Origin of the sequence: Proteus genomosp. 4 str. ATCC 51469 (assembly GCF_003144375.1) — a bacterium.
Lineage (GTDB): Bacteria > Pseudomonadota > Gammaproteobacteria > Enterobacterales > Enterobacteriaceae > Proteus.
The window spans coordinates 133,007-155,344 of sequence record NZ_PENV01000012.1 but is presented as its reverse complement, the minus strand read 5'-3'; the positions used below and the strand labels follow the sequence as shown (position 1 = coordinate 155,344).

At 35.6% G+C, this 22,338-nt stretch carries 16 protein-coding genes and 1 tRNA gene; 7 read left to right on the top strand and 10 right to left on the bottom strand.

The window, feature by feature from the left end; genetic code table 11:
- Window positions 1-13: 13 nt before the first annotated feature.
- Entirely contained in the window at window positions 14-589 is a 576-nt protein-coding gene (locus DK866_RS12340) for a TerD family protein (protein ID WP_109409143.1), read from the top strand.
- A 66-nt stretch (window positions 590-655) separates the two neighbouring features.
- Here the strand turns inward: DK866_RS12340 and DK866_RS12335 are convergent, their stop codons facing one another.
- Entirely contained in the window at window positions 656-1,336 is a 681-nt protein-coding gene (locus DK866_RS12335) for an HAD family hydrolase (RefSeq protein ID WP_109409142.1), read from the bottom strand.
- Window positions 1,337-1,754: 418 nt separating this feature from the next.
- On the opposite strand from DK866_RS12335, the gene DK866_RS12330 reads away from it, so the two are divergent.
- A complete protein-coding gene (locus tag DK866_RS12330) occupies window positions 1,755-3,284 on the top strand; it encodes a methyl-accepting chemotaxis protein (protein WP_109409141.1) in 1,530 nt (509 codons plus the stop codon).
- A 73-nt stretch (window positions 3,285-3,357) separates the two neighbouring features.
- On the opposite strand, the gene DK866_RS12325 is transcribed toward DK866_RS12330, so the two are convergent.
- From DK866_RS12325 to DK866_RS12305, 5 genes are all read right to left on the bottom strand, one after another.
- Entirely contained in the window at window positions 3,358-4,524 is a 1,167-nt protein-coding gene (locus tag DK866_RS12325; protein WP_109409140.1) for a fimbrial protein, read from the bottom strand.
- 3 nt (window positions 4,525-4,527) lie between these two features.
- Window positions 4,528-7,188 carry a fimbria/pilus outer membrane usher protein gene (locus DK866_RS12320; protein ID WP_109409139.1) on the bottom strand — a complete coding sequence of 887 codons (2,661 nt, stop codon included), beginning with the start codon at window positions 7,186-7,188 and terminating at the stop codon, window positions 4,528-4,530.
- 38 nt (window positions 7,189-7,226) lie between these two features.
- Window positions 7,227-7,943 carry a fimbrial biogenesis chaperone gene (locus DK866_RS12315; protein ID WP_109409138.1) on the bottom strand — a complete coding sequence of 239 codons (717 nt, stop codon included), beginning with the start codon at window positions 7,941-7,943 and terminating at the stop codon, window positions 7,227-7,229.
- A 65-nt stretch (window positions 7,944-8,008) separates the two neighbouring features.
- Window positions 8,009-8,575 (bottom strand): fimbrial protein, encoded by a 567-nt coding sequence (locus DK866_RS12310; protein ID WP_109409137.1) that lies wholly within the window; start codon window positions 8,573-8,575, stop codon window positions 8,009-8,011.
- Window positions 8,576-8,893: 318 nt separating this feature from the next.
- On the bottom strand, window positions 8,894-9,193 hold the full coding sequence (locus DK866_RS12305; RefSeq protein WP_109409136.1) for a helix-turn-helix domain-containing protein: 300 nt from the start codon (window positions 9,191-9,193) through the stop codon (window positions 8,894-8,896).
- A gap of 1,128 nt (window positions 9,194-10,321) precedes the next feature.
- On the opposite strand from DK866_RS12305, the gene DK866_RS12300 reads away from it, so the two are divergent.
- Both DK866_RS12300 and DK866_RS12295 read left to right on the top strand, forming a co-directional pair.
- Window positions 10,322-11,851 (top strand): methyl-accepting chemotaxis protein, encoded by a 1,530-nt coding sequence (locus DK866_RS12300; protein WP_109409135.1) that lies wholly within the window; start codon window positions 10,322-10,324, stop codon window positions 11,849-11,851.
- A 204-nt stretch (window positions 11,852-12,055) separates the two neighbouring features.
- Window positions 12,056-12,964, top strand: coding sequence for a LysR family transcriptional regulator (locus DK866_RS12295; protein ID WP_109409134.1), 909 nt, complete (start codon window positions 12,056-12,058; stop codon window positions 12,962-12,964).
- Between the two features lie 62 nt (window positions 12,965-13,026).
- On the opposite strand, the gene DK866_RS12290 is transcribed toward DK866_RS12295, so the two are convergent.
- Window positions 13,027-15,312: an FdhF/YdeP family oxidoreductase gene (locus DK866_RS12290; protein WP_109409133.1), complete on the bottom strand. Its 2,286-nt coding sequence runs from the start codon at window positions 15,310-15,312 to the stop codon at window positions 13,027-13,029.
- A 664-nt stretch (window positions 15,313-15,976) separates the two neighbouring features.
- Here DK866_RS12290 and DK866_RS12285 point away from each other — a divergent pair.
- The 3 genes from DK866_RS12285 to DK866_RS12275 are packed head-to-tail and all read left to right on the top strand — an operon-like array spanning window position 15,977 to window position 18,493.
- The gene (locus DK866_RS12285; protein WP_109409132.1) at window positions 15,977-17,329 is read left to right on the top strand and encodes a cytochrome ubiquinol oxidase subunit I; all 1,353 of its coding nucleotides are present in this window, start codon (window positions 15,977-15,979) and stop codon (window positions 17,327-17,329) included.
- On the top strand, window positions 17,329-18,336 hold the full coding sequence (cydB, locus tag DK866_RS12280; protein WP_109409131.1) for a cytochrome d ubiquinol oxidase subunit II: 1,008 nt from the start codon (window positions 17,329-17,331) through the stop codon (window positions 18,334-18,336). Before DK866_RS12285 ends, cydB begins: the two co-directional genes overlap by 1 nt.
- Window positions 18,320-18,493, top strand: coding sequence for a DUF2474 domain-containing protein (locus DK866_RS12275; protein ID WP_109409130.1), 174 nt, complete (start codon window positions 18,320-18,322; stop codon window positions 18,491-18,493). Before cydB ends, DK866_RS12275 begins: the two co-directional genes overlap by 17 nt.
- Window positions 18,494-18,567: 74 nt before the next feature.
- Here the strand turns inward: DK866_RS12275 and DK866_RS12270 are convergent, their stop codons facing one another.
- From DK866_RS12270 to rpoD, 3 genes are all read right to left on the bottom strand, one after another.
- The gene (locus DK866_RS12270) at window positions 18,568-19,485 is read right to left on the bottom strand and encodes a bestrophin family protein (protein WP_109409129.1); all 918 of its coding nucleotides are present in this window, start codon (window positions 19,483-19,485) and stop codon (window positions 18,568-18,570) included.
- 560 nt (window positions 19,486-20,045) lie between these two features.
- A tRNA-Ile gene (locus DK866_RS12265) sits at window positions 20,046-20,122 on the bottom strand.
- Between the two features lie 332 nt (window positions 20,123-20,454).
- Complete coding sequence (gene rpoD / locus DK866_RS12260) at window positions 20,455-22,308, bottom strand: RNA polymerase sigma factor RpoD (RefSeq protein ID WP_109409128.1); 1,854 nt, start codon at window positions 22,306-22,308, stop codon at window positions 20,455-20,457.
- Window positions 22,309-22,338: the final 30 nt, after the last annotated feature.

Sequence of the window (22,338 nt, the reverse complement as noted above, 5' to 3'; positions counted from 1 at the left end):
TAGGAGCTTTGATATGGCAGTTTCCCTCGTTAAAGGTGGTAATGTTTCTCTGACTAAAGAAGCACCAACAATGTCGGTTGCTATGGTTGGTCTAGGATGGGATGCCCGCGTGACTGATGGCGCAGAGTTCGATTTAGATGCGTCAGTATTCATGGTAGGTGAAGATGGAAAAGTACTTTCAGACGCAAGTTTTATCTTCTTTAATAACAAAGTGAGTCAGTGCGGAAGCGTTGAACACCAAGGAGATAACCGTACTGGGGAAGGCGACGGTGATGATGAGCAAGTCAAAATCACTTTATCAAAAGTCCCTGCTGAAGTGAAAAAACTGGTATTTGCAGTCACTATTTATGATGCTGAAAATCGTAAACAAAACTTTGGTATGGTAAGTAACAGTTTTATGCGCGTTTATAACAACGACAATAATACTGAAATTGCACGTTTTGATCTTTCTGAAGATGCGTCTACAGAAACCGCAATGATCTTTGGTGAGTTATATCGCCATGGCGCAGAGTGGAAATTCAAAGCCGTTGGCCAAGGTTTTGCGGGTGGTTTAGGTGCGTTAGCATCACAACACGGCGTAAATATCTAAGACTTTATTTAGCCCTCGTATTAGCGGGGGCTATTTTTTCTGTGTTGATAGGAAAACAGTTAGCAACTAAGACTCTTTTTTTACGGTCACTTTAATGGGCGAGTTTTTAGCTTTACGACGACCAGTATGAAAGTGACGCCAATGAGGTGTTTGAGAGGCTAGTAGCAATTCATGATCACCACGAGAATCTCCCCATGCTTTCATATGATATTGCGTTAGATCTCCGTAGACATCTTCTAAACGTTTAATTTTCTCACCACAGCGACAGTTATTCCCAATAATTTTACCTGTCAATTTTCCATCAACTACTTCAAGTGTCGTGCCTATCAGTTTAATCCCCAATCTATCTGCAAAAGGCTGTAGAACCATTGCTGGTGACGCAGAACAAATAGTAACTTGGGCATTACTTTTCACTTCTTCTGCTACTGCTAATAAGCCAGTAGGGCGCATTAATTTAGCCCAATAAAGCTGACAAAATGCTTCTGCTTTTTCTTTTAACCATTGTTCGTCAATGTTTGTTAAAAAAGTTTTGATAAGCACTTCTTTTAATTCATCACGGGTTAGTTTGCGTCTAAAACAACGTAATGTTGGTAATACCATCTTAATTAAACGGCGTGAAAATTTACGTTTACCGAAAGCAAACTTTAAAAAAGGAATAAAACTATCGTGGTAAGTTAACGTGCCATCAAAATCAAACACTGATAACGTTTTTACGGTGTTTTTTGAGTTTTCAAACTGGGGTTGCATAAAAAAGTAAGCTCCGTAAATCATCAGAGTTTTAAAGTCATTGCACATATTATATCATTGTTCTCAGAATGAGATAGTGTGTCTGTTACTTATTGAAAATAAAGCGATTTTTACACTTTAAATGTAAATAAATAAAGATTATTTATGTGATGAATAAAAAATAATATTTATCATAAAATAGAAATACTTATTTTTTAATAAAAAATAGATTTTTTATTATTAATAATATTAGTTGAATTATTTTATAAAATAAGAAAAAATTGAAAGTTATTTAAAATATAGATGTTGTTTATTGATAGATTAATATTTTAAAAATAAAAATCATTAACTTATAAATACCTATTGTTTTTAAATAAAAGAACAACTCTGTCGATAAGGAAATAAATCTTATCGATATATGTGTATAGGTATTTTTATTATGAGCATTAAACGATCTGCTAAGATAGGTTCGTCTGTATTATTATTGGTTTTTATTTTATCTTCGGCATTATCTTCATTTTTTATTTATAAAATGAAAAATAATTTCACCCAAGTGGAAACGTTGTTAACACGTTACACAGATGTATTAATGGCACGCTATGAATTAGCAACAATGCGTTCTAATGTGAATTTCTTAATGCAGGATACTGCATTAACAAACGCAAAAGATGCTGAGATTATTGAAAAAAACAAAAAATTAGCTGACAGCGCTAAACGTGCCATGGAAATGTGGACAAAAGAGAAAAAAGTCACTGTTGAAGCACAAAAAAGTGCCGATGCCATTGCAAAATTATTTTATAATTTAGTTGATAGATTAATTATCGCATCAAATACTTCAGGTTCAATAAATGTAAATGATGAAGAATTTGCTAATGATTTTGATAGATTAAATATTTTATTTGATAATTACATCACCATAAAAGCGAAGAATAGTGCTTCTCTTATAAATAACCAAGAAACCATGGTTAATTTTTCTATTTATTCAACCATTATTTCATTGTTAATTTTAGTGATTGTTTTATATTTTGTTATTCTTTGGGTAAATAAAACATTTATTTCTAATCTTCATACATTATCTGATATTTTAAATAAAGTTGGTCAAGGTGAGTTAGTTTTCACTTTACCTAAAATGAGAAAAGATGAATTTGGTGAACTATTCTCACATGTTGGCCATATGCAAAAAGCCTTAACTTCTACCATTCTTACTGTAAAGAGAGAGACTTTAGAGATAAAACGAGGTGCTTCTGAAATTGCATCGGGTAATCAGGAGCTTTCTTCTCGTACTGAAGAGCAAGCCAGCGCCTTGCAACAAACTGCGGCTAGCATGGAAGAGATTAAAACGGCTGTCGCCAATAACACCGAAAATACCCAAGAAGCCAATGTTATTATTAATCAATCCAATGATATCGTCATCGATGGTGCTAATGTGATGAAAGATGCGATGTTATCAATGAAGAAAATAGAACAAGGTGCATTAAAGGTTGGTGAAATTAATGAAGTTATTAATAGCCTTGCGAGCCAAACAAATATTTTAGCGTTAAATGCAGCAGTAGAGGCTGCAAGAGCAGGAGAACAAGGACGTGGTTTTACTGTTGTTGCTGCAGAGGTGCGAAATTTAGCCTCTAAAAGTGCAGATGCAGCCAAGGAAATAAGTCAGATATTAAAAGCATCTATAGAAGATGTGGCTGAAGGAACTGCTCTGGTTAATAAAACAGGGGAACACATGCAAGAGATTGTCACTTCAATTGCAAAAGTAAACAATATTATGCAAGGGATAAGTCTTGCTTCAGAAGAGCAACGTGTTGGTATTGAACAAATTGCGGTGGCAATTAATCAGATGGATACTGTTGTACAGCAAAATGCTTCTTTAGTGGATCAAGGCGCATCTTCAACGATGATGTTAGACGAAAAAGCGCAGATGTTGATGGATAATGTGGCCGTTTTTCAAATAGAAGAACAAGCATTATAACGATAAAAAAACTCACTCTGAATTAACGTATCAGAGTGAGTTTTTATTCTATTCTGGTAAACAGAATAAAGGATTAATAATATTCAATCATAAAGGTTGCAGCCCCATCCGCTCTACCTGCGGATATTCTGTCATCGACGCGAATATAGCGTGCACGTAATGGAATTGTAACATTCCCCGCTCTTTCAGAAGGCGGTTGTGAAAATGTTTTTAGCGTATTAAAGCTAACAAAATCCTCTCCTGTACTACCAAATGAAAGTTGTATTCCCACACCAGTTGCCGCGGCAGGAGTATTATTAATCGCAAAAGTACCAGGATATGTGGAAATAGTTGGATTTGCAGGTTTTATTCTTACTTTTATCTCATTAGGGCTTCTATCAGGAAAAGTTTGGTTCTTTTCAGTTGAAAGAATATTCCCTCTATACCCAGAATAATAGCCTCTAAATGCAGGACAGTTGGTTAAGATGATATCTGAATTTATCCAATTCGTGGTACTGCCTTTAGCTGGCAATTCAGATAATTTATGTTTACCTAACTCAACTGTGTAATCACTTGTTTTGCAACTAGATGATGTTACATTGATAGATGCTGTAATATAAGTATCAAAGAACGTATAAGGAAATTGAGGCGCTTTTACGCGGTCAAGTCGTTCATTCGGAAAGCTAATAATTGTTTGGTTTCTCGCTGTAAAATTGACATTTCCTGGTGTTATTGGCCCAATTTTTATTAATGAAAAAGATAAGTAAGGTTTACCCCAGTATTGCACATCTAAACCGCCATATACATCTTTAGCTAAGTGACGAACTACATCTCCAGATATATCGAGAGTTTGACCTGCAATTATAGGTCTGTTGAAATTTTGTGCGATAAAGAAACGAACACCAATGCCAGGTACATTTGTTTTATAGACAGCGTCAGGAATACCTGCCCCAGTGACAATAGAACCTGAAATGGAGAGCATCTTTGATGCTTCTCTCATGACAAAATCATATTCATCGCCCCTAGAATAATCCGCATGACATTGATAGTTATAGTTATATGCTGATGCATCGACATAACTTTGGTATAGAACCTTTCCTATTGGTGCATCAGGCCCTAAAAAAACAGCCCCTCCAACATTAACATGTAGCTGTTTAGTTGGTGCAATTGTTTTACATTCTACATCTTTTTTTGCCATTACTTCAGTCACGGGTAAAAGTAGAAGCATTAAGGCTAATGAGTTTTTAATAATCGGCTTCATACTTTATTCTCCACATACGCTGGTAAGTTGGACAAAACTATTTTGATTATCTTTATCTTGTGCTGGTGCACTATAGTTAATCGTACATTGCTGTATTTCACCGGGTCCCCACTTAATCGTTAAACGACCTGATGGATTTTTAACGCGGGCGTAGAGAAGTCCTCCTTGACCAATGCTACCCACTTCACTGTTCTGTTCATCGTAAGCGACACTACCAAATGGAATAGGTCCATTATTTCTTTGGATAGTAATCAACAATGGCATACCCTTATCAGTTTCAAAGACAACTTTGGTAATTGCACCTTCAAACGGAGCGACAAAGGCTTGAGTATTTTGTAATTCAACGCTAGTGGTCATATTTTTAGGGTTAATGGTGATATCGTTTAATTGATACGGAGTTAAGTAAGGCACTAAAGCATAACCAAAGCTGTTAACTTCGATGCCTGGATAGCCACTCACCGCTGCCCCTTCTGCACCATCGGCATCAACAATGGTGAAAGTATTACCTTGATAAGGCGATGTAGCTAAACCACCTGACCAACCGACTAACGAACCACTCGCGCCAACTGATGCATTTTGATAGTGCTCACCAATACCGTAGGTTGCACTTAAGCTGCTAAAGTTTGTTCTTGCATTACCACTCATCGTCATACTTGAGCCAACGCCGTGGTTTGTATTCATTGCGGTTACACCATAAGAGTAACGGTTATCCGCACCCGCAGAGCCAGAAATACCGAGTCTTTCACCCACATAACCTCGACCATCACGAGTCACAGCTGCGGTTAAGGTTGGCATGTGATCAATACTGAGGTCATATAATGGTAAGGTAAAGTTCATCTCAAAAGTGGTTTCTTTTTTACCTTCGGCATTACGGACTTGGCCTACGTTAAGACCGTAAGACAATCTACGCCAGTTGTTGTTATAACCCAATTGGTACTGTAAGTCGGTGGTATCATTATTCCAGTAGTTTTGGGTATAACCTGTCACATAAAAGTTACCCCAACCTTCAGCTAAACCCTGATCGATGGTAACGTTAAAACGACTCTTTGGACGCCAGATATTACTAATACTTCTGCCATGTTTTTCTTCATTTATTGCCTGTACTGCAGAGGTATAGTCGTAGAAGTTTTCGGAGTTAAATTTATATGCCGCAATAGTCAAGTTACTGTTGGTATCTTGAATATATTTACTGTAACTCACCTGATAACTCTGTCCGCTATTAACAGCAGAAGCGGTCGTATTTAAATGCACTCGGGCTTGTGTGACGTCGGCAGAAAAGGCACCTAAAGGTGTACTTAATGCCAAACCAACTTGAACAGCGTAGTAATCTGCACCTGTACCCTGAACACCTGCATAGCCTGTAATAATATTGGTTAAACCACGGCGGTAGGTGGCTTGATATAGAGTAGGATCATAATCTACAGATTTGGAATTTAAATGACCTGCTGCAACAGTGTAGTTATGCTGCCCAGGGCGTAATAATTGCACTAGTGAAGCATAATAAACTTTGAAGTTTTGTTGTGAACCATCGGCTTCTTGAATGGTGACATCCAAGTTACCACCATAACCAGAAGGATAGAGGTCATCAATTTCGAATGGGCCTGGTGAAACCACTGTTTCGTGAATAACACGTCCATCTTGGCGAATAATGACTCGCGCATTGGTTTTTGCAATACCACGGATGGTTGGTGCAAACCCACGTTGAGAATCCGGTAACATTTTCTCGTCACTAAAGAGTTGGATACCTCTTAGTGGCTGAGAGTCAAATAGCTGGCCTGTTGTTAGCACATCACCAATTTGTACTACGCCTCTGATTGTGGTGATAATACGCTCTAAATAGTTATAGGTTGATGTGTAATCATGGCCATTGTTTTCGTCCCATGAGTAGTTACCAGTATGATGAAAACTCCATGTTCCCAAATTCACATGGCTATCAATACCTGCAAACGCGGAATCATAATTTTTGCCGTTATTTCTAGATGTAAAATAGTTAGCATTATAATTCACTAATAGGGCATTGATCCCTCTATCCCATAGTGAAGGGCTTACATAACCTCTCGGTTTATAGCCAACAAGTGCTTGCGGCACTTCAACATTAAGGCGTTGTATTGAAGGATCATAGGTAACGGCTGTTGAAGGAACGAGATTGACTAATTCAATACATTCATGAAGCTCCATTGCACTTTTCAGCAATGGAGACTGTTTATCATTTTTGATATTGATAAGGCTCATCGTGTCTTTAGTGAGACAGGGTTCCACTTTTTGGTTAGCCATTTCTCTAAAAGTGATTTTTTGTTTAGCAATAAAATGATTATTAACGTAAACATCAACATCCCACGTACCAGGTAATATTGAGTTTTCCTTGTCAAAACGGCTGATATCAATATCACTTTGTGACGTATTCATAAAAATAGGGTTAAATGTGGTTGCGGTATTATTATTACCATTTGTGGTAGGCAAATTATTGCCATTAGCACTTGCTGGTAAACTTTGTGTCGCAACATGCGCGGGTAATGTATTTACACCCGATAATGCATGATTACCATTCGGCAGCCATTTATTCTTCTCTGTTACTGTTATATTTTCTGCATAGGTATAGGGTGCGATTAGAAAAAAAGTCGCACCAGCAGATATTATAATAGTTTTTAAAATATAACTGCTCATTTAAATATTCCCGTATATTTTATGAAATCACTGGAGAATTAAAGTTTTGATTCAACTATTTTCATTGCGCCCCAATCGTTTACATATCGATAAACGACTTTATTTCCTATATTTGTTGATATGCCATTGGGTATAGCAAAATCATGGCTACCTAATGGTGGAACTAATTCACCATCAATAGGTTGTTTATCATTTCCATTAAGAGAAATAGAAACTAAAGAAACATAATAGGGGGCATTATTGATGACTTTTAACGTGTTACCTGAAACTGAAAACTTTAAGCCTTCTGCTGCTTCAATGGCTCCCATTTTATCTTTTAGTGCTATTGGGCGATAAAATAGTTTTATTCTAGAGCGGTAAGCAATTTGTAATTTATTTTCTTCACCTGTTGCATTAGGTGGTATTTCTAATACGTTTAGCCAATAAATAGTTTCTTTATCTTTTGGTAAAGCAACGCCACCGGTATAACCAATTCTTAATGTCTGGGATTTAGTTGGTTCAATACGAAAAACGGGGGGCGTTAATACAAAAGGAACTTGAATAGTTTCTGGAGCTGCATCGACATCTCCGGTATCAAGCCAATTTTGAATTAATACAGGTACAGTTCCTTCATTAGAAACTTTAAGCGTTACTTCTTTTTCATTTTCATTATAAATAACACGAGTGCCACTAATAACAACGGCAGCATTCACCCATGTTGGAATAATAATTAATAAACTCAAAAAAAAGCTTTTAATTAATTTAGTGGTTTTCATATTTATCTTTATTCCATTAATAAAAAGCAAACAGGAAGGAGAAGCCTCCCCCCTGTTTATTTCGATTATTTATACTGCAGAGTATAAACAACGCTACTTGTTACTTTACCAGCCTCGGTTTTACCGATAGCGTAGTATTCAACAGCGTATGGTAGAGTGGCTTTTTCATCAGTAATTTGAACGTAAGCAGTTGCATTTACTTGAGAAGTATTACCAATTTTGATTGGTGCGAATGCATTGCTACCATCTAACAGTTGTAATTGAACCAGTTTTGCACCAGTTGCAGCGACATCCATATTGTTCAGACGACCAGCGGCTTGGTCAACAGTTGCACCAGTTTCAAAGAATGCAGATACTGTTTTATGGCCAGCGGTACCGACTTTACAATCAGACAGGTTCATATTGAAACCAGTACGACCAGTTACTTGGCCAGCAGCTGTTAAAGTTGCAGTACTGACTGTAGGCAGAGTAATAGTTGCATCTGGGCCTTGGCCTTCGATATCAACTTTACAAGTTGTATCCGTTAATTCACCATTAAAAGTAATCGTACCAGTATTATCAGCAGCAAAAGCATTACCAGCCATTAGACCAAATGCCATTGCTAAAGATGCACCAATGATAGATTTTTTCATTCTAAATTCCTTCGTTTTATATTAGATAACTACGTTTTAATAAATCGCTAAATATAAATAATATTTAGTAATTTATTATTTGACTCGCTATTAGTGTAAAAACAAATAAAAGCTATCCATGGCGAATAAAAACACTTAATAAGCGTTTTCTATTTTCCTAATAATTATCTATTAATACGAAATAATAGTTTCGTCGGTTGTTAACACCCCTAACTTCATAAAGCTAATAGCTCATGAAAATAAAACATAATTAAATATTTTATTTTCATGATTAATTGCTTATAGTGATGCTATAGTGATTTTTTTTAATACTTATTTTTAATTTAGTTGGCTAGCGGTTGTGCCACTAAATTCATAGTCTCTTTTTTTTGATTGTGTATTTGGCACCTTTTCGTTGTAGGTACTTATTACTTCACGATTTAAATCATCCCATGTTTTATCAAAAATAATGAGTAACTTATTTATTAAACTAAGTGACATGCTATTTTTGCCATTTTCATAACGAGATATTTGTTGTTGGCTAACAGAGATTATTTTTGCCAGTTCACGACCTGATAATTTCTTCTCTTTTCTCGCCTTTTTAAAAAAAAAGCCTACTTTAGTGTCTAGATCGTTCATAAATTAATTCCAATAACATGAGGTCTAATATTTAGAAGTTATCACATATTAAAATTAGCCATTTCGGTTTGAGTAACTATATTACACATAAATAAGTGCGTAAAAATGGTTTACCCTATGCGATATCACTATGTAATAGGTAATACCTATCAAGAGAGTAATTATTGTAAGGTTATACTTAAGTTTTAGTAAGTGATAGGCATATCAATATGTTAAGAAATTTAATGCAAACGTAAACTAATTCTGATACTCGTTTTATGAGTTTTTATTAGGTGAAAAATCTGGTTTGATAAGTTATATATTAATTTATATTTCACTTTTAGTCTTTATAGGATGGATTGTATGAAAAGGTTAGGTAATGTAAGGAAGTATGTTTTACGCGTAAAGTGAGTATTTTTGAGAAAAGTAGAATGTAAGAATTCTCTGAATAAAATCAAAAATTGGGGTATATGATGAAAATGAATTATGTGTATTTATAAATAATCCATGAAATCCTTCTTTTTGGTGAATAAGACAGAAAATTAAAATTGATCTAACTCAATAATTATTGAGAGGAATATTCATATAAAGAGGAGTTTATTGTTTGATGCTAAGAAAATAACTTTTTGAATGCATTAATTGCAATGATGTTTTAGGCACTTTCTCTAAGGTTAGATTTATTCTTCTATATGAAGGTTAAAATAGCTTGTAGGTTCTATTTCTCCTTTCTTTCTAAAAGAAGCGATAATTTTTTTATTAATAATATTCTAAGTGTTTATACCTTATCTGTGATTTTTTTAGAAGCTATTTATCTCTAATTTATGGATTGAGTTGTAAAAATACTTAAGATATTTTAATCGTTAAATGATGTTTATCATTTAATTGAGTGTGAAAAATGTTTGCTGTGTTTTATTTAAATGAAAACGGCGTTCAAAAAACGACCAACTAATAACACTAAAATACTATTTCATATTGGTATATCATCCAGATTAAGATGTAAAAATAAGAGGAAAAAACTAGTTACTATCATTGATTGAGAACCTTATTAAGCATTTGTATTGATAATTCTGATTAATAAGTAAATAAAATCTATTTCGTGCCGATAAATGAGTACATTTGTATTATTTAATTACCGGGGTGGATTATTTCATGAGTATTGAAAGATCAGCTAAAGTAGGTTCTATCATACTATTAGCCATTTTCTTATTATCATCTGTATTGTCGTCATTTTTTATTTATCGCATGCAAGAAAACTTTGCATCATTAGATTCTTTGAATACAAGATTAAATAACGTTCAGGAAGCAAGGTACGAATTAGCCACTATTCGTTCTCATGTTAATTATCTGATGTTGTTAAAAACCATGACAGATGAAAACAAACAAGAAACGATTAAATCCATTGTTGCTGAAGCAAAAGAGTTAGCAACAAAATCAAAAGCGACTATTGCACATTGGGTTGAAGTAAAGAAGATCAGCCCTGATGCACAACGCAATTCAGAGCAACTTTCTGTACTATTCTATTATCTTCTCGATGAACTTATTGCGCCTATAGATACACTAGATTATACAGAATCAAACCTTTCCAGTGATTTTAATCGCTTATCAGATCTCTTTGATGAATATCTCATAATAACTAAAGGTGTGAATGACGATATTAAATCGGAACAAGCTTGGATGGTGCAGTTATCAATTTACACAACCCTCATTGCTTTGGGGATCATTCTTGTTCTTCTTTATATTGTTATCCGTTGGGTAAATAAAACGTTTATCTTTAATTTGAATACTCTATCAGACATTTTGCAGAAAGTGGGAGAAGGGGATTTAAGTTTTACTTTACCTAAAAAACGAAATGATGAATTTGGAACTTTGTTTTCTAATGTTGGTGATATGCAAGTTGAGTTAACATCGACTATTCAACTTGTTAAAGAAGAAGCGTTAGAGATCAAAAAGGGCTCGGCAGAGATTGCTTCTGGTAATCAAGATCTTTCTTCTCGTACTGAGGAGCAAGCAAGCGCCCTACAACAAACAGCTGCGAGTATGGAAGAGATAAAAATTGCCGTTGTTAATAATACTGATAATGCGATTTTAGCAAACTCTATTACAGCAGAAACTCGTGATTTAGCAATTGATGGTTCTAATATTATGAATGATGCAATTAGTTCGATGAAAAAGATCGAAGTAGGCACATTAAAAGTTGCTGAAATCAATGATGTAGTTAATAACATTGCAAGCCAAACTAATATTCTAGCATTAAACGCAGCGGTTGAAGCAGCGCGTGCCGGTGAACAAGGCCGTGGATTTACTGTTGTTGCAACTGAAGTGAGAAATTTAGCCGCAAGAAGTGCGGATGCTGCGCGTGAAATTAACCAAATTATCAGAGAATCCGTTGCCGATGTGGCTCATGGCCGTGAGTTAGTGAATAAAACGGGTGAGCATATGCAGGACATTGTTTCTTCTATTACTAAAGTCAGCGATATCATGCAAGGTATTAGTATTGCATCAGAAGAGCAAAAAGTGGGCATCGAACAGATAGCTGTAGCCATTAACCAAATGGATTCAGTTGTTCAGCAAAATGCGGCTTTAGTTGAACAAGGTGCGACTTCTACGATGATTTTAGATGAGAAAGCACAAAATTTAACAGATAAAGTGTCAGTCTTTAAAATTAAAGAACAATATTAATCCGTTAAGTTAGTCAGTTAATATTGTATTTAAAACAAGCTCACTCTGAGAGTAAAATGAGAGTGAGCTTTTTTATTTAGTTAGGATTCCCCATTTTATCTTCTATCTTTACTTATAGATAAAAAGCTGGAAGGTAAATAAAACTGCGCGTACTGTTTATCTTATAGTATAAGAACGGCTATTTTTTCTATTCACCTGCTTATCATGAGGTCATCGCATATCGACATAAAACAATTATTTTATTTAATCGCATTAGATAAAACTCAACATTTTGGCCAAGCTGCTGAAATGTGCCATGTCACACAACCTACTTTATCCATGCGATTACGTAATTTAGAAAAAGAGCTAGATGTTGTGCTTATTAAGCGGAGTTCTCGTTTTGAAGGATTTACAGAAGAAGGCGAGAAAATCCTAAAGTGGGCGAAAACAATGGAGTCTGCTTATAATGGATTACAGGCAGAAGCGGCTAATTTTCGACAACAGTTATTAGGACAATTACGTATAGGCATTGTGCCATTAACTAATTTAAACCCAATGAAAATGTTGCAGAAAATCTCATCCGTTTTTCCTGAAATTCGCTTTCAGGTTATGTCGAGTGATAGTGAAAAGATAGTCGATTGTCTTAATAATAATAGCCTTGATATTGGTATTTGCTATTTAGAAAAAGCGAATACTCAGCAACATGAAATTTATGCTTTAAAGCAAACAGAATTGGGGCTTTTATTTCATCGTAATCATTTTATGCCTTCGGCAAAAACGATTTCATGGAATGAAGCAGTTAAATTGCCATTGGCACTGCTTAATAAAGAAAATCATTTTAGACAATCCGTTGATCTGGCATTTCAGCGCTATAATTTGCATCCGAAAGTATTAGTTGAAAGTAGTTCTACACTTCATCTTATGCAATCAGTCGATGCAGGATTTTGTGCCTCAATTGTTCCTCTTTCAAAAGGAATTGAAAAATTGAACCCAAATCTTGATGTTGTTCCTATTGCTGATGCCACAATAAATTCTCCTCTTGGTATTATTATTCGGCGCGAAGAGCCTCGTTCGATACTGATTGAGAAATGCTTTACTGAAATGTGTACATATTTAGTTGATATGAGTTTGTAGATAAAAAGAGAAGCTGAGCCTAAATATAGACTCAGCTTTTTATTTTTTAGTTGAATGAAACCTTAGGCAACTTGTGTTTTTTGGGCGTGAATTCTAACAGGTGTCGCTTTATATGAAGGTGTTCCACTTTCTTTATCAATATAGTCCAGTGGAATAAGGACATTAGCTTCTGGGTAATAAGCAGCAACAGTACCCGGCGCAATACTAAATGAAACAACAGTAATATCATTAAGCTGTAGCTTTCTATTTTGACTTACTGTTTCAATAGTCACTTTGTCGCCTTGTTTTAAACCTCTTGCGATTAAATCAACCTCGCTCATAAAGAGCACATCACGCCTACCGAAAATACCACGATAGCGGTCGTCTAATGCATAAATGGTTGTATTGTATTGGTCATGACTACGTATTGTGACGAGACGTAAAATATCATCTCCAGCGACTGGTTCATTTTCGTTAACACCCTCAAAAACAGAAAACATCGCTTTACCCGTTGGTGTATCCCAAATTCTTTCAACCGCAGGCAGTGGCATACGAAATCCGCCTGGTACACGAATACGTTGATTATAGTTTTCGAAACCCGGAATGGTTTTTTCAATCATGTCACGAATGAGATCATAACTTTCCGTAAATCTCATCCAAGGTGTTTTGCTTTCAGATAACGTTGTTGCAGCCATTTCGGCAACAATAGATGGCTCTGATTTTAATAATGGAGACGCTGGCGTTAATTTACCTGAAGAGGCATGTACCATCGACATAGAGTCTTCAACGGTGATTGATTGGCGGCCTAATGCTTGTATATCTGATTCAGTACGGCCTAAGCAAGGCAAAATAAACGTATTTTTAGCAGTTAATAAATGAGAGCGATTTAATTTAGTTCCAATATGAACACTGAGATCCAGTTTTCGCATTGCTGAAAAAGACAGTTCGGGATCAGGCAGTGCCACAGCAAAATTACCCCCTAAGCAAATTAATGCTTTTGCTTTACCTTCAACCATAGCTTGCATGGCATTAACAGCATCATGACCATGTTTATAAGGTGGTTTGAAACCGAAGATTTGTTCTATTTTTTGCAGAAATTCTGTAGAGGGTTTTTCAGTAATACCGACGGTTCGATTGCCTTGAACATTAGAATGCCCTCGTAATGGACATATTCCAGCCCCCAGTTTTCCAATATTACCTTTCATTAATAATAAATCGGCAATTAAGCGAACGTTAGCGGTTCCTTTATTATGCTGGGTAATACCCATACCATAAGTAATAATGGTGGCAGGGGAATTCGCGTAAAGTGATGCGATACTTTCAAGAGAATCTTGTGAAAGCCCACTTTCATTTTCAATATCTTGCCAAGTTGTTTGGTTTAAATCGTCAATAACGGCTTCAAATCCTTGAGTATGTTCTGCGATAAAATCATGATCAAGAATATCGCCACGCTCTAAATCCCAAGCTAATAGCGTTTTCATAATGCCTTTTAAAGCCGCAGCATCACCCCCCGCCTTAACCTGATAGTAAGATGATGCAATATTGGTTGAGCTATAAGTTGCCATCTCAATTATGCTTTGAGGATCGGTAAAGCGTTCTAATGCACGTTCTTTTAATGGGTTTAAGACGACAATGGGGACACCTCGACGAGCCACTTCATGTAATGTTCCCATCATTCTAGGGTGATTGGTTCCGGGATTATGACCGATAGCAATAATTAACTGTGTACTATCAAAATCATCTAAAGAAACAGTCCCTTTACCAATACCAATTGATTGTGGTAACCCTACGCTGGTGGGTTCATGGCACATATTTGAACAATCTGGAAAATTATTTGTGCCATATTCTCTAGCAAAAAGCTGGAATAAATAAGCAGCTTCATTTGAAGCTCTTCCCGAAGTGTAAAATTCCACACTATCTGGTGAAGGAATATCTCTTAATAATTTACCTATACGATCAAAAGCCTGTTCCCATGATACAGGAACTAGAGTGTCAGTTATTGGATCATAAGAAAGAGGGTGAGTTAAACGGCCATAACCTTCAAGTTCAAAATCTGATTTTTTTAGTAATTCAGTCACTGTGTTTTGTGCTAAAAATTCTGGTGTGACTCTTTTTTTCGTCGCTTCCCAAGTTACGGCTTTGGCACCATTCTCACAAAATTGAAAAGTAGAGTGATGCTCTTTATCTGGCCATGCACAACCTGGGCAATCAAATCCATCCGGTTGATTGGTATTAAGTAGTGTTTTAGGTGCAATTAAAGCATCCATTTGAGTACGTACTGCAATAGCTGTTGCTTTTAATGCTCCCCATCCTCCGGCTGGGCCGTTATAGGGTTTTACTCCAGGAATAAGCGATTTATTTTTACTCATATAGATATTCCTAAAAAACAAATAATAATATTTATTTATGAAAATAAATGGGCAGGTGAATATGAAAATCAATATGCTTATATAATTAAATATATAATGCTATTTGAGCGCAATAATATATTTATACTTGTTAAAATTAAAATCTAGTAAATGGAGGATAATAAGATAATATAAACATACAAAATTTTTGTTATTTAAAAAGTTAAAACAATGTGACTTAGTTGTCAACGCTCTAAATACTCTCTATAGCCCTTTGTACGGATATATTGAGTGGCGATAGAGCATATCTATCACTCAATAAAATCAATTTATTTGACTATCTGTTACGTGATGGTTAACAATATTAACACGATAAAGAATGAAAATATTTTACTTCATTTACTTTTATTACTATTTAAAAAAATTAACCTAATAGGTATTTTTATCGATATGTATAAATATATATCGTTTTATCTGTGTTGTTTTTTTTATTTATTTACAATAGGGGAGATAATCTTAATAATATATTTAAATATGAATCAAATACTTTGTTGTTAATATTAAAGCAATAAAGGTAATGAGGTTAATAATAAGAAGATAATAATAATTTATTTGAGAAAAACATAAATAGGAAAATAGAAATGAATAAATTTATGATAAATAGATTTATACGAAGAGGGGCATTATGTTTGGGTTAGACGCTTTTCATTTAGCAAGAATACAATTTGCTTTCACGGTCTCTTTTCATATTATTTTTCCTGCCATTACGATAGGACTTGCGAGTTTTTTAGCGTTATTAGAAGGCTTATGGTTAAAAACTAAGGAGCCAAGTTATTTTACGTTATACCAATTTTGGATAAAAATTTTCGCAGTGAATTTCGGAATGGGAGTGGTCTCTGGGTTAGTCATGGCATACCAATTTGGTACAAACTGGAGTGGTTTCTCGCAATTTGCAGGTAGTATTACAGGCCCAATGTTGACCTATGAAGTGCTCACTGCATTTTTTTTAGAAGCTGGGTTTCTTGGTATTATGCTATTCGGATGGAATAAAGTTGGGCGGAAGCTTCATTTTTTTGTTACTTGTATGGTGGCATTAGGAACTCTTATTTCAACGTTTTGGATCTTATCTTCAAACAGCTGGATGCAAACACCACAAGGTTATGAAATAGAAAATGGTATTGTTGTGCCTGTTGATTGGTTACAAATCATTTTTAATCCCTCATTTCCTTATCGCCTATTACATATGTCAATCGGGGCATTTTTAGCCAGTGCTTTATTTATTGCTGCATGTGCGTCATGGCTTTTATTAAAAGGGAAAGATACAGCTGCAGTACGCAAAATGTTATCTATGGCATTATGGTTAGTGTTGATTATTGCACCAATACAGGCTTTTGTAGGTGATGCACATGGCTTAAATACACTAGAACACCAACCCGCCAAAATAGCGGCTATTGAAGGGCATTGGGATAATTCATCACAAGAAGCGACACCACTTATTTTATTTGGCCTTCCAGATATGGATGAAGAAAAAACAAAGTATGCAATAGAGATCCCGTATTTAGGTAGCCTTATTCTTACTCATAGTCTTGAGAAACAAATTCCTGCACTTAATACATTTGCACCAGAAGATAGACCTAATTCCACCATTATATTTTGGTCATTTAGAATAATGGCAGGCCTTGGTATGTTGATGATTTTCCTTGGCCTATTAAGTGTCATTTTACGCAAGCAAAAGAAACTCTATAACTCTCCATTTTTTTTACGGTTTACATTATTAATGGGGCCTACGGGATTGATTGCTATCCTTGCCGGTTGGTTTACGACAGAAATTGGTCGTCAGCCTTGGGTGGTTTACGGCGTACAACGGACTAAAGATGCCGTTTCAGCGCATGGGGATTTGCAAATGAGTTTGAGCTTATTAGCTTTTATTTTGGTTTATTGTTCAGTATTTGGTATCGGTTATTTTTATATGATGCATTTAATGAAAAAGGGCCCTGTTGAATTGCATTCAGTACCATTAATCGAAGGTGAAAAATAATGAATGTTGATTTTTCGATTATTTGGTTCGCTATCATCATATTTGCCACGCTGATGTATATTATCGCGGATGGATTTGATCTGGGTATTGGTATTATTTTGCCGTTTACGAAAGATAAAATACAAAGAGACACGATGATAAATAGTGTAGCACCAGTATGGGATGGCAATGAAACATGGCTTGTTTTAGGTGGTGCTGCGTTATATGGCGCATTTCCTCTGGCTTATGCTGTGATTATTGATGCGCTGACTATTCCATTAACATTAATGTTAATCGGTCTTATATTTCGAGGTGTGGCTTTTGAGTTTCGTGTTAATGCGTTACCTAAACATCGTCTGTTTTGGGATTCAGCTTTTATTGGTGGTTCCTTTTTAGCAACTTTCTGCCAAGGTATTACGGTTGGTGCAGTAATTAACGGTTTTGAAGTAATTGGGCGTAGTTTTAGTGGCTCTGCACTAGATTGGTTAGCGCCATTTCCTCTATTTTGTGGTTTTGCCTTGCTAATTACTTATGCACTTTTAGGAAGTTCATGGCTAATAATGAAAACAGAGCATCAACTGCATCGTAAAATGTGTTCTATTACTGTTTATTTAGCGATTACATTATTGGTTGCGATTGCAATAGTCAGTCTATGGACACCTCTCGTACATGAAGATATTGCACAGCGCTGGTTTAGCTTACCTAATTTATTCTTTTTATTACCAGCACCTTTATTCGTATTAGCGTGTACATGGGGCATAGTGCGTAGTGCTTATAACTATGGGCATTATTTGCCATTTTTATTATCACTTTTATTGGTCTTTATCGGTTTTGCTGGATTGGGTGTGAGTATTTTTCCTTATATTATTCCACCAACAATTTCTATTTGGGATGCTGCATCACCCGTTTTAAGTCAGAAATTTATGTTGGTTGGTGCTGTGATTATTATTCCTGTTATTCTTATGTATACCAGTTGGAGCTATTATGTTTTTCGTGGAAAGGTAAACCCAAATGAAAGCTATCATTAGTCATTTTTTAACGATAAAACCCGTTCAAAAAAAAACATATTGGTACCAACAAATAGGGTGGATGATAATTATTTGGAGTTTAAGTGTATTAAGCTTAGCTATTATCGCTTCTTTATTTAAATTATTAATGTACAGTGCCGGAATGAGAACACATTAGCTTTTAGATGGTCATTAACAATAAAAAAACAGTGTAATTTTTTGCACTGTTTTTTTTGTTTTTATTATTTTCGATTACAATAAATTATAATGTTTATCTGGTCTTACAGTTATCGGTAATGGGCTAATATCTTGCATTTCTAATAAGTTTCTTTCAATCGTATTACAAATAGCATTTAGGGGTAAGTCATTTGCAGATATACCAAAAGGATCTTCTAATTCCTCAGCTAATGAATCCCAAGACAAAAAGGTATAAGAGATAAACACGGATACAAATGGTGTCATGTAGTGGAGATCGGCTACTAAAGCAAAAGGCAATAATGCACAGAATAGATAAACAGTACGCTGTAATATCAAGGTATAAGCAAAGGGAACCGGGGTATTTGAGATACGCTCACAACCGCCTAAAACGTCAGATAAGTTATTAATATCTTTATTAATTGATTGAAAGATAACATCACTTATCATTTTATTATCTCTCAATTCGCCTATTTTTAAACCAATATGTAATAAGATACGATTGGTAGGATAAGGGCTATTCATTATTTCATCAAATAAAGGCCGAGGTAATAAACGGTAGAGATCAACCATTGGATTAGTTTTTCTTAACTCGTGTTTTAAACTCCAACTAAAAGCAATTAATAGATTAGAAAAGTCTCGGTTGAATTGTTTATCTTCAGGTAATAAAGCCTTTATGTTTCTTAATATATTACGATGGGTAATTAACATATTACCCCATAAGGTTCTTGCTTCAACCAACCGGCTATAGCTTGCATTGTTTCTGAAACCAAGAAATATCGCAATGGCGATACCCAACAAACTAAAGGGAGCAACAGTTAAGTGTATACCTAATTGTTCATACCATTGATAAATTAAAATAGCGATAATTGACATGATAACATTAAGGCATAAGCGAAATATTATTTTTGCAAGCACAGAGCCATGCCAATCAAATAACCGAAAAAACCAGTGTTGATTAGGACGTATAACCATAATAGTAATAATATAAAACGAGGTTTGAATTTGTTGGAATATTATCTCAATAAAAGAAGTAATAAGCTAATTAATTCTCTTGAAAAATAAAGGGGTAAAAATCTGATTCATATCTGCATGTATGAATCAGAAAGATAAGTTTATAAATATTAAATATAACTATTGTTAATATAATAATATATGCATAGTTGATCTAATATATGCACCAAAGTAATGGAAGCGATTTAAATATACATGGGTAAGTTATTTTTAAAAATTTTTATCATATTGTAATGGTAAGATAATATTTACAATGTGAATGTGTTTTGGAAAACTTTATCTGGTGAAAATAAATAGAAATATAATATGTTGTTTTTTCTGAGGGGAGTGTTTTTGAGGTGCAACGAATTTTAATATTCTATTAATGAAAATGTAAAACTTGAGGTGTAGAAAAAGAGGGCCGATAAAAAATTAACCTAGTTAAAGATATCTGATGGGGCAAAAATAGGGCAACGATTTGTAAAAACAAAAAAGCCACTTGCTAAGAAGTGGCTTAATGCGCTGATTTAACAGCTAAAATTTGGTGGCCCCTACTGGACTTGAACCAGTGACCAAGCGATTATGAGTCGCCTGCTCTAACCAACTGAGCTAAGGGGCCTAATGGAGTGAGATTATACGTGCCATTTGGCACTAGGTCTAGCCTTTGAATGACTGTATGCGCAATTTATGCTCAATATAAACAATAAAAAGATAAAATAGAGAATAACTGTGATATCAATAACCTAGTGTAAGAATTGAGAGATAAGCATAGGCAGATGCGTAATATTATAAATAAAGAGGCTATTTTTTATAAATGTACATTGTAGAGAATGGTTGTTGAGAAGCTCTGAACAATAACCATAAAACGAGAGATAGGCTCGTGATTAACCGATAAAAAAACGCCTGTGAATATCACAGGCGTTTGTTATAGCATAAATGAGTGTAAGCTAATTACTCGTCAAGGAAGCTACGTAATACTTCAGAACGGCTTGGGTGGCGTAATTTACGCAGTGCCTTCGCTTCAATCTGACGAATACGTTCACGGGTAACATCAAACTGTTTACCCACTTCTTCTAAGGTATGGTCTGTATTCATATCAATACCAAAACGCATACGCAGGACTTTAGCTTCACGTAATGTTAAACCAGCTAACACTTCGTGAGTTGCTGAACGTAAGCTTTCTGATGTTGCAGAATCCAGTGGTAATTCGAGAGTAGTATCCTCGATAAAATCACCTAAATGTGAATCTTCATCATCACCGATTGGGGTTTCCATGGAGATTGGTTCTTTAGCGATTTTCAGTACCTTACGGATTTTATCTTCAGGCATCAGCATGCGTTCTGCAAGCTCTTCTGGTGAAGGCTCACGTCCCATCTCTTGCAACATTTGGCGAGAGATACGGTTTAGCTTATTAATCGTTTCAATCATGTGAACAGGGATACGAATTGTACGTGCCTGATCAGCGATTGAACGAGTAATTGCTTGGCGGATCCACCATGTTGCGTAAGTTGAGAATTTATAACCACGACGGTATTCAAATTTATCAACCGCTTTCATCAGACCGATATTCCCTTCTTGGATCAAGTCAAGGAACTGTAAGCCACGGTTGGTATATTTTTTCGCGATAGAGATAACTAAACGTAAGTTCGCTTCAACCATCTCTTTTTTCGCACGACGAGCTTTTGCTTCACCGATAGACATACGACGGTTAATATCTTTAACCTGTTCGATTGTCAGACCAGTTTCAACTTCAATTTGCTGCAGTTTTTGTAAGCTGCGTTGTACTTCTTCTTCAATACCTGCCAGTTTTTCAGACCAAGGTTTATTCATTGCACGAGCAGCAGTGAACCATGTGTCATTGGTTTCGTTACCTGTAAACAGCGTAATGAAGTTTTTCTTAGGCATCTTAACTTGATCAACACAAAGACGCATGATGTGACGTTCTTGAGCACGAACTCTGTCCATCATGTCACGCATGTTGTTAACCAGATAATCAAACTGTTTCGGTACTAAACGGAACTGTTTGAAAATTTCAGATAACAATAAGATCTCAAGTTCTGTATCTTTGTGATTACGACCTTTGGTCTTGATACTCTGGCGAGTTTTCTCGTATTGTTCACGAAGCTCAGTAAATTTTTGGCGAGCTAATTCAGGATCGATGCTGTTATCATCATCGCTATCGCTGTCATTATCGCCATCTTCATCTTCGTCTTCATCTTCGTCTTCAGCATCGTCAACTTCATCATCACTTTTGCCTAAATTGACCACTTCACTTTCTGCCACTTCTTCGGCATTTGGGTCAATAAACGCAGTAATTAAGTCAGAAAGACGTGCTTCACCAGCTTCAACACGATCGTATTGTTCAAGAAGATAAGTAATTGCTTCTGGATATTCAGCAACAGAGCATTGAACTTGGTTAATACCATCTTCAATACGTTTTGCAATATCAATTTCACCTTCCCGGGTAAGCAATTCAACCGTACCCATTTCGCGCATATACATACGCACAGGATCGGTTGTACGGCCAATCTCAGATTCTACACTAGAAAGTACCTGAGCCGCGGCTTCTGCCGCATCATCATCAGTGTCATTTGAATTTTCTGCCAGCATCAGATCATCGGCGTCAGGTGCTTCTTCCATAACCTGAATGCCCATGTCGTTAATCATCTGGATGATGTCTTCGATTTGATCTGAATCGACGATATCTTCCGGCAGATGGTCATTGACCTCAGCATAGGTCAGGTAGCCTTGCTCCTTACCTTTAGTAACAAGTAGCTTCAGCTGTGACTGCGGGTTTTGCTCCATAAGACGGTATCCACACTTCAAAGTAATTTG

Excerpts from the sequence above, each read along its gene's own strand:
- DK866_RS12270 (WP_109409129.1), bottom strand. The coding sequence starts at position 19,485 with ATGGTTATACGTCCTAATCAACACTGGTTTTTTCGGTTATTTGATTGG.
- DK866_RS12275 (WP_109409130.1), top strand. The coding sequence starts at position 18,320 with ATGAAAGCTATCATTAGTCATTTTTTAACGATAAAACCCGTTCAAAAA.
- DK866_RS12290 (WP_109409133.1), bottom strand. The coding sequence starts at position 15,312 with ATGAGTAAAAATAAATCGCTTATTCCTGGAGTAAAACCCTATAACGGC.
- DK866_RS12320 (WP_109409139.1), bottom strand. The coding sequence starts at position 7,188 with ATGAGCAGTTATATTTTAAAAACTATTATAATATCTGCTGGTGCGACT.
- DK866_RS12285 (WP_109409132.1), top strand. The coding sequence starts at position 15,977 with ATGTTTGGGTTAGACGCTTTTCATTTAGCAAGAATACAATTTGCTTTC.
- DK866_RS12335 (WP_109409142.1), bottom strand. The coding sequence starts at position 1,336 with ATGCAACCCCAGTTTGAAAACTCAAAAAACACCGTAAAAACGTTATCA.
- DK866_RS12330 (WP_109409141.1), top strand. The coding sequence starts at position 1,755 with ATGAGCATTAAACGATCTGCTAAGATAGGTTCGTCTGTATTATTATTG.
- DK866_RS12310 (WP_109409137.1), bottom strand. The coding sequence starts at position 8,575 with ATGAAAAAATCTATCATTGGTGCATCTTTAGCAATGGCATTTGGTCTA.
- DK866_RS12300 (WP_109409135.1), top strand. The coding sequence starts at position 10,322 with ATGAGTATTGAAAGATCAGCTAAAGTAGGTTCTATCATACTATTAGCC.
- rpoD (WP_109409128.1), bottom strand. The coding sequence starts at position 22,308 with ATGGAGCAAAACCCGCAGTCACAGCTGAAGCTACTTGTTACTAAAGGT.
- DK866_RS12325 (WP_109409140.1), bottom strand. The coding sequence starts at position 4,524 with ATGAAGCCGATTATTAAAAACTCATTAGCCTTAATGCTTCTACTTTTA.
- DK866_RS12295 (WP_109409134.1), top strand. The coding sequence starts at position 12,056 with ATGAGGTCATCGCATATCGACATAAAACAATTATTTTATTTAATCGCA.
- DK866_RS12305 (WP_109409136.1), bottom strand. The coding sequence starts at position 9,193 with ATGAACGATCTAGACACTAAAGTAGGCTTTTTTTTTAAAAAGGCGAGA.
- DK866_RS12340 (WP_109409143.1), top strand. The coding sequence starts at position 14 with ATGGCAGTTTCCCTCGTTAAAGGTGGTAATGTTTCTCTGACTAAAGAA.
- cydB (WP_109409131.1), top strand. The coding sequence starts at position 17,329 with ATGAATGTTGATTTTTCGATTATTTGGTTCGCTATCATCATATTTGCC.
- DK866_RS12315 (WP_109409138.1), bottom strand. The coding sequence starts at position 7,943 with ATGAAAACCACTAAATTAATTAAAAGCTTTTTTTTGAGTTTATTAATT.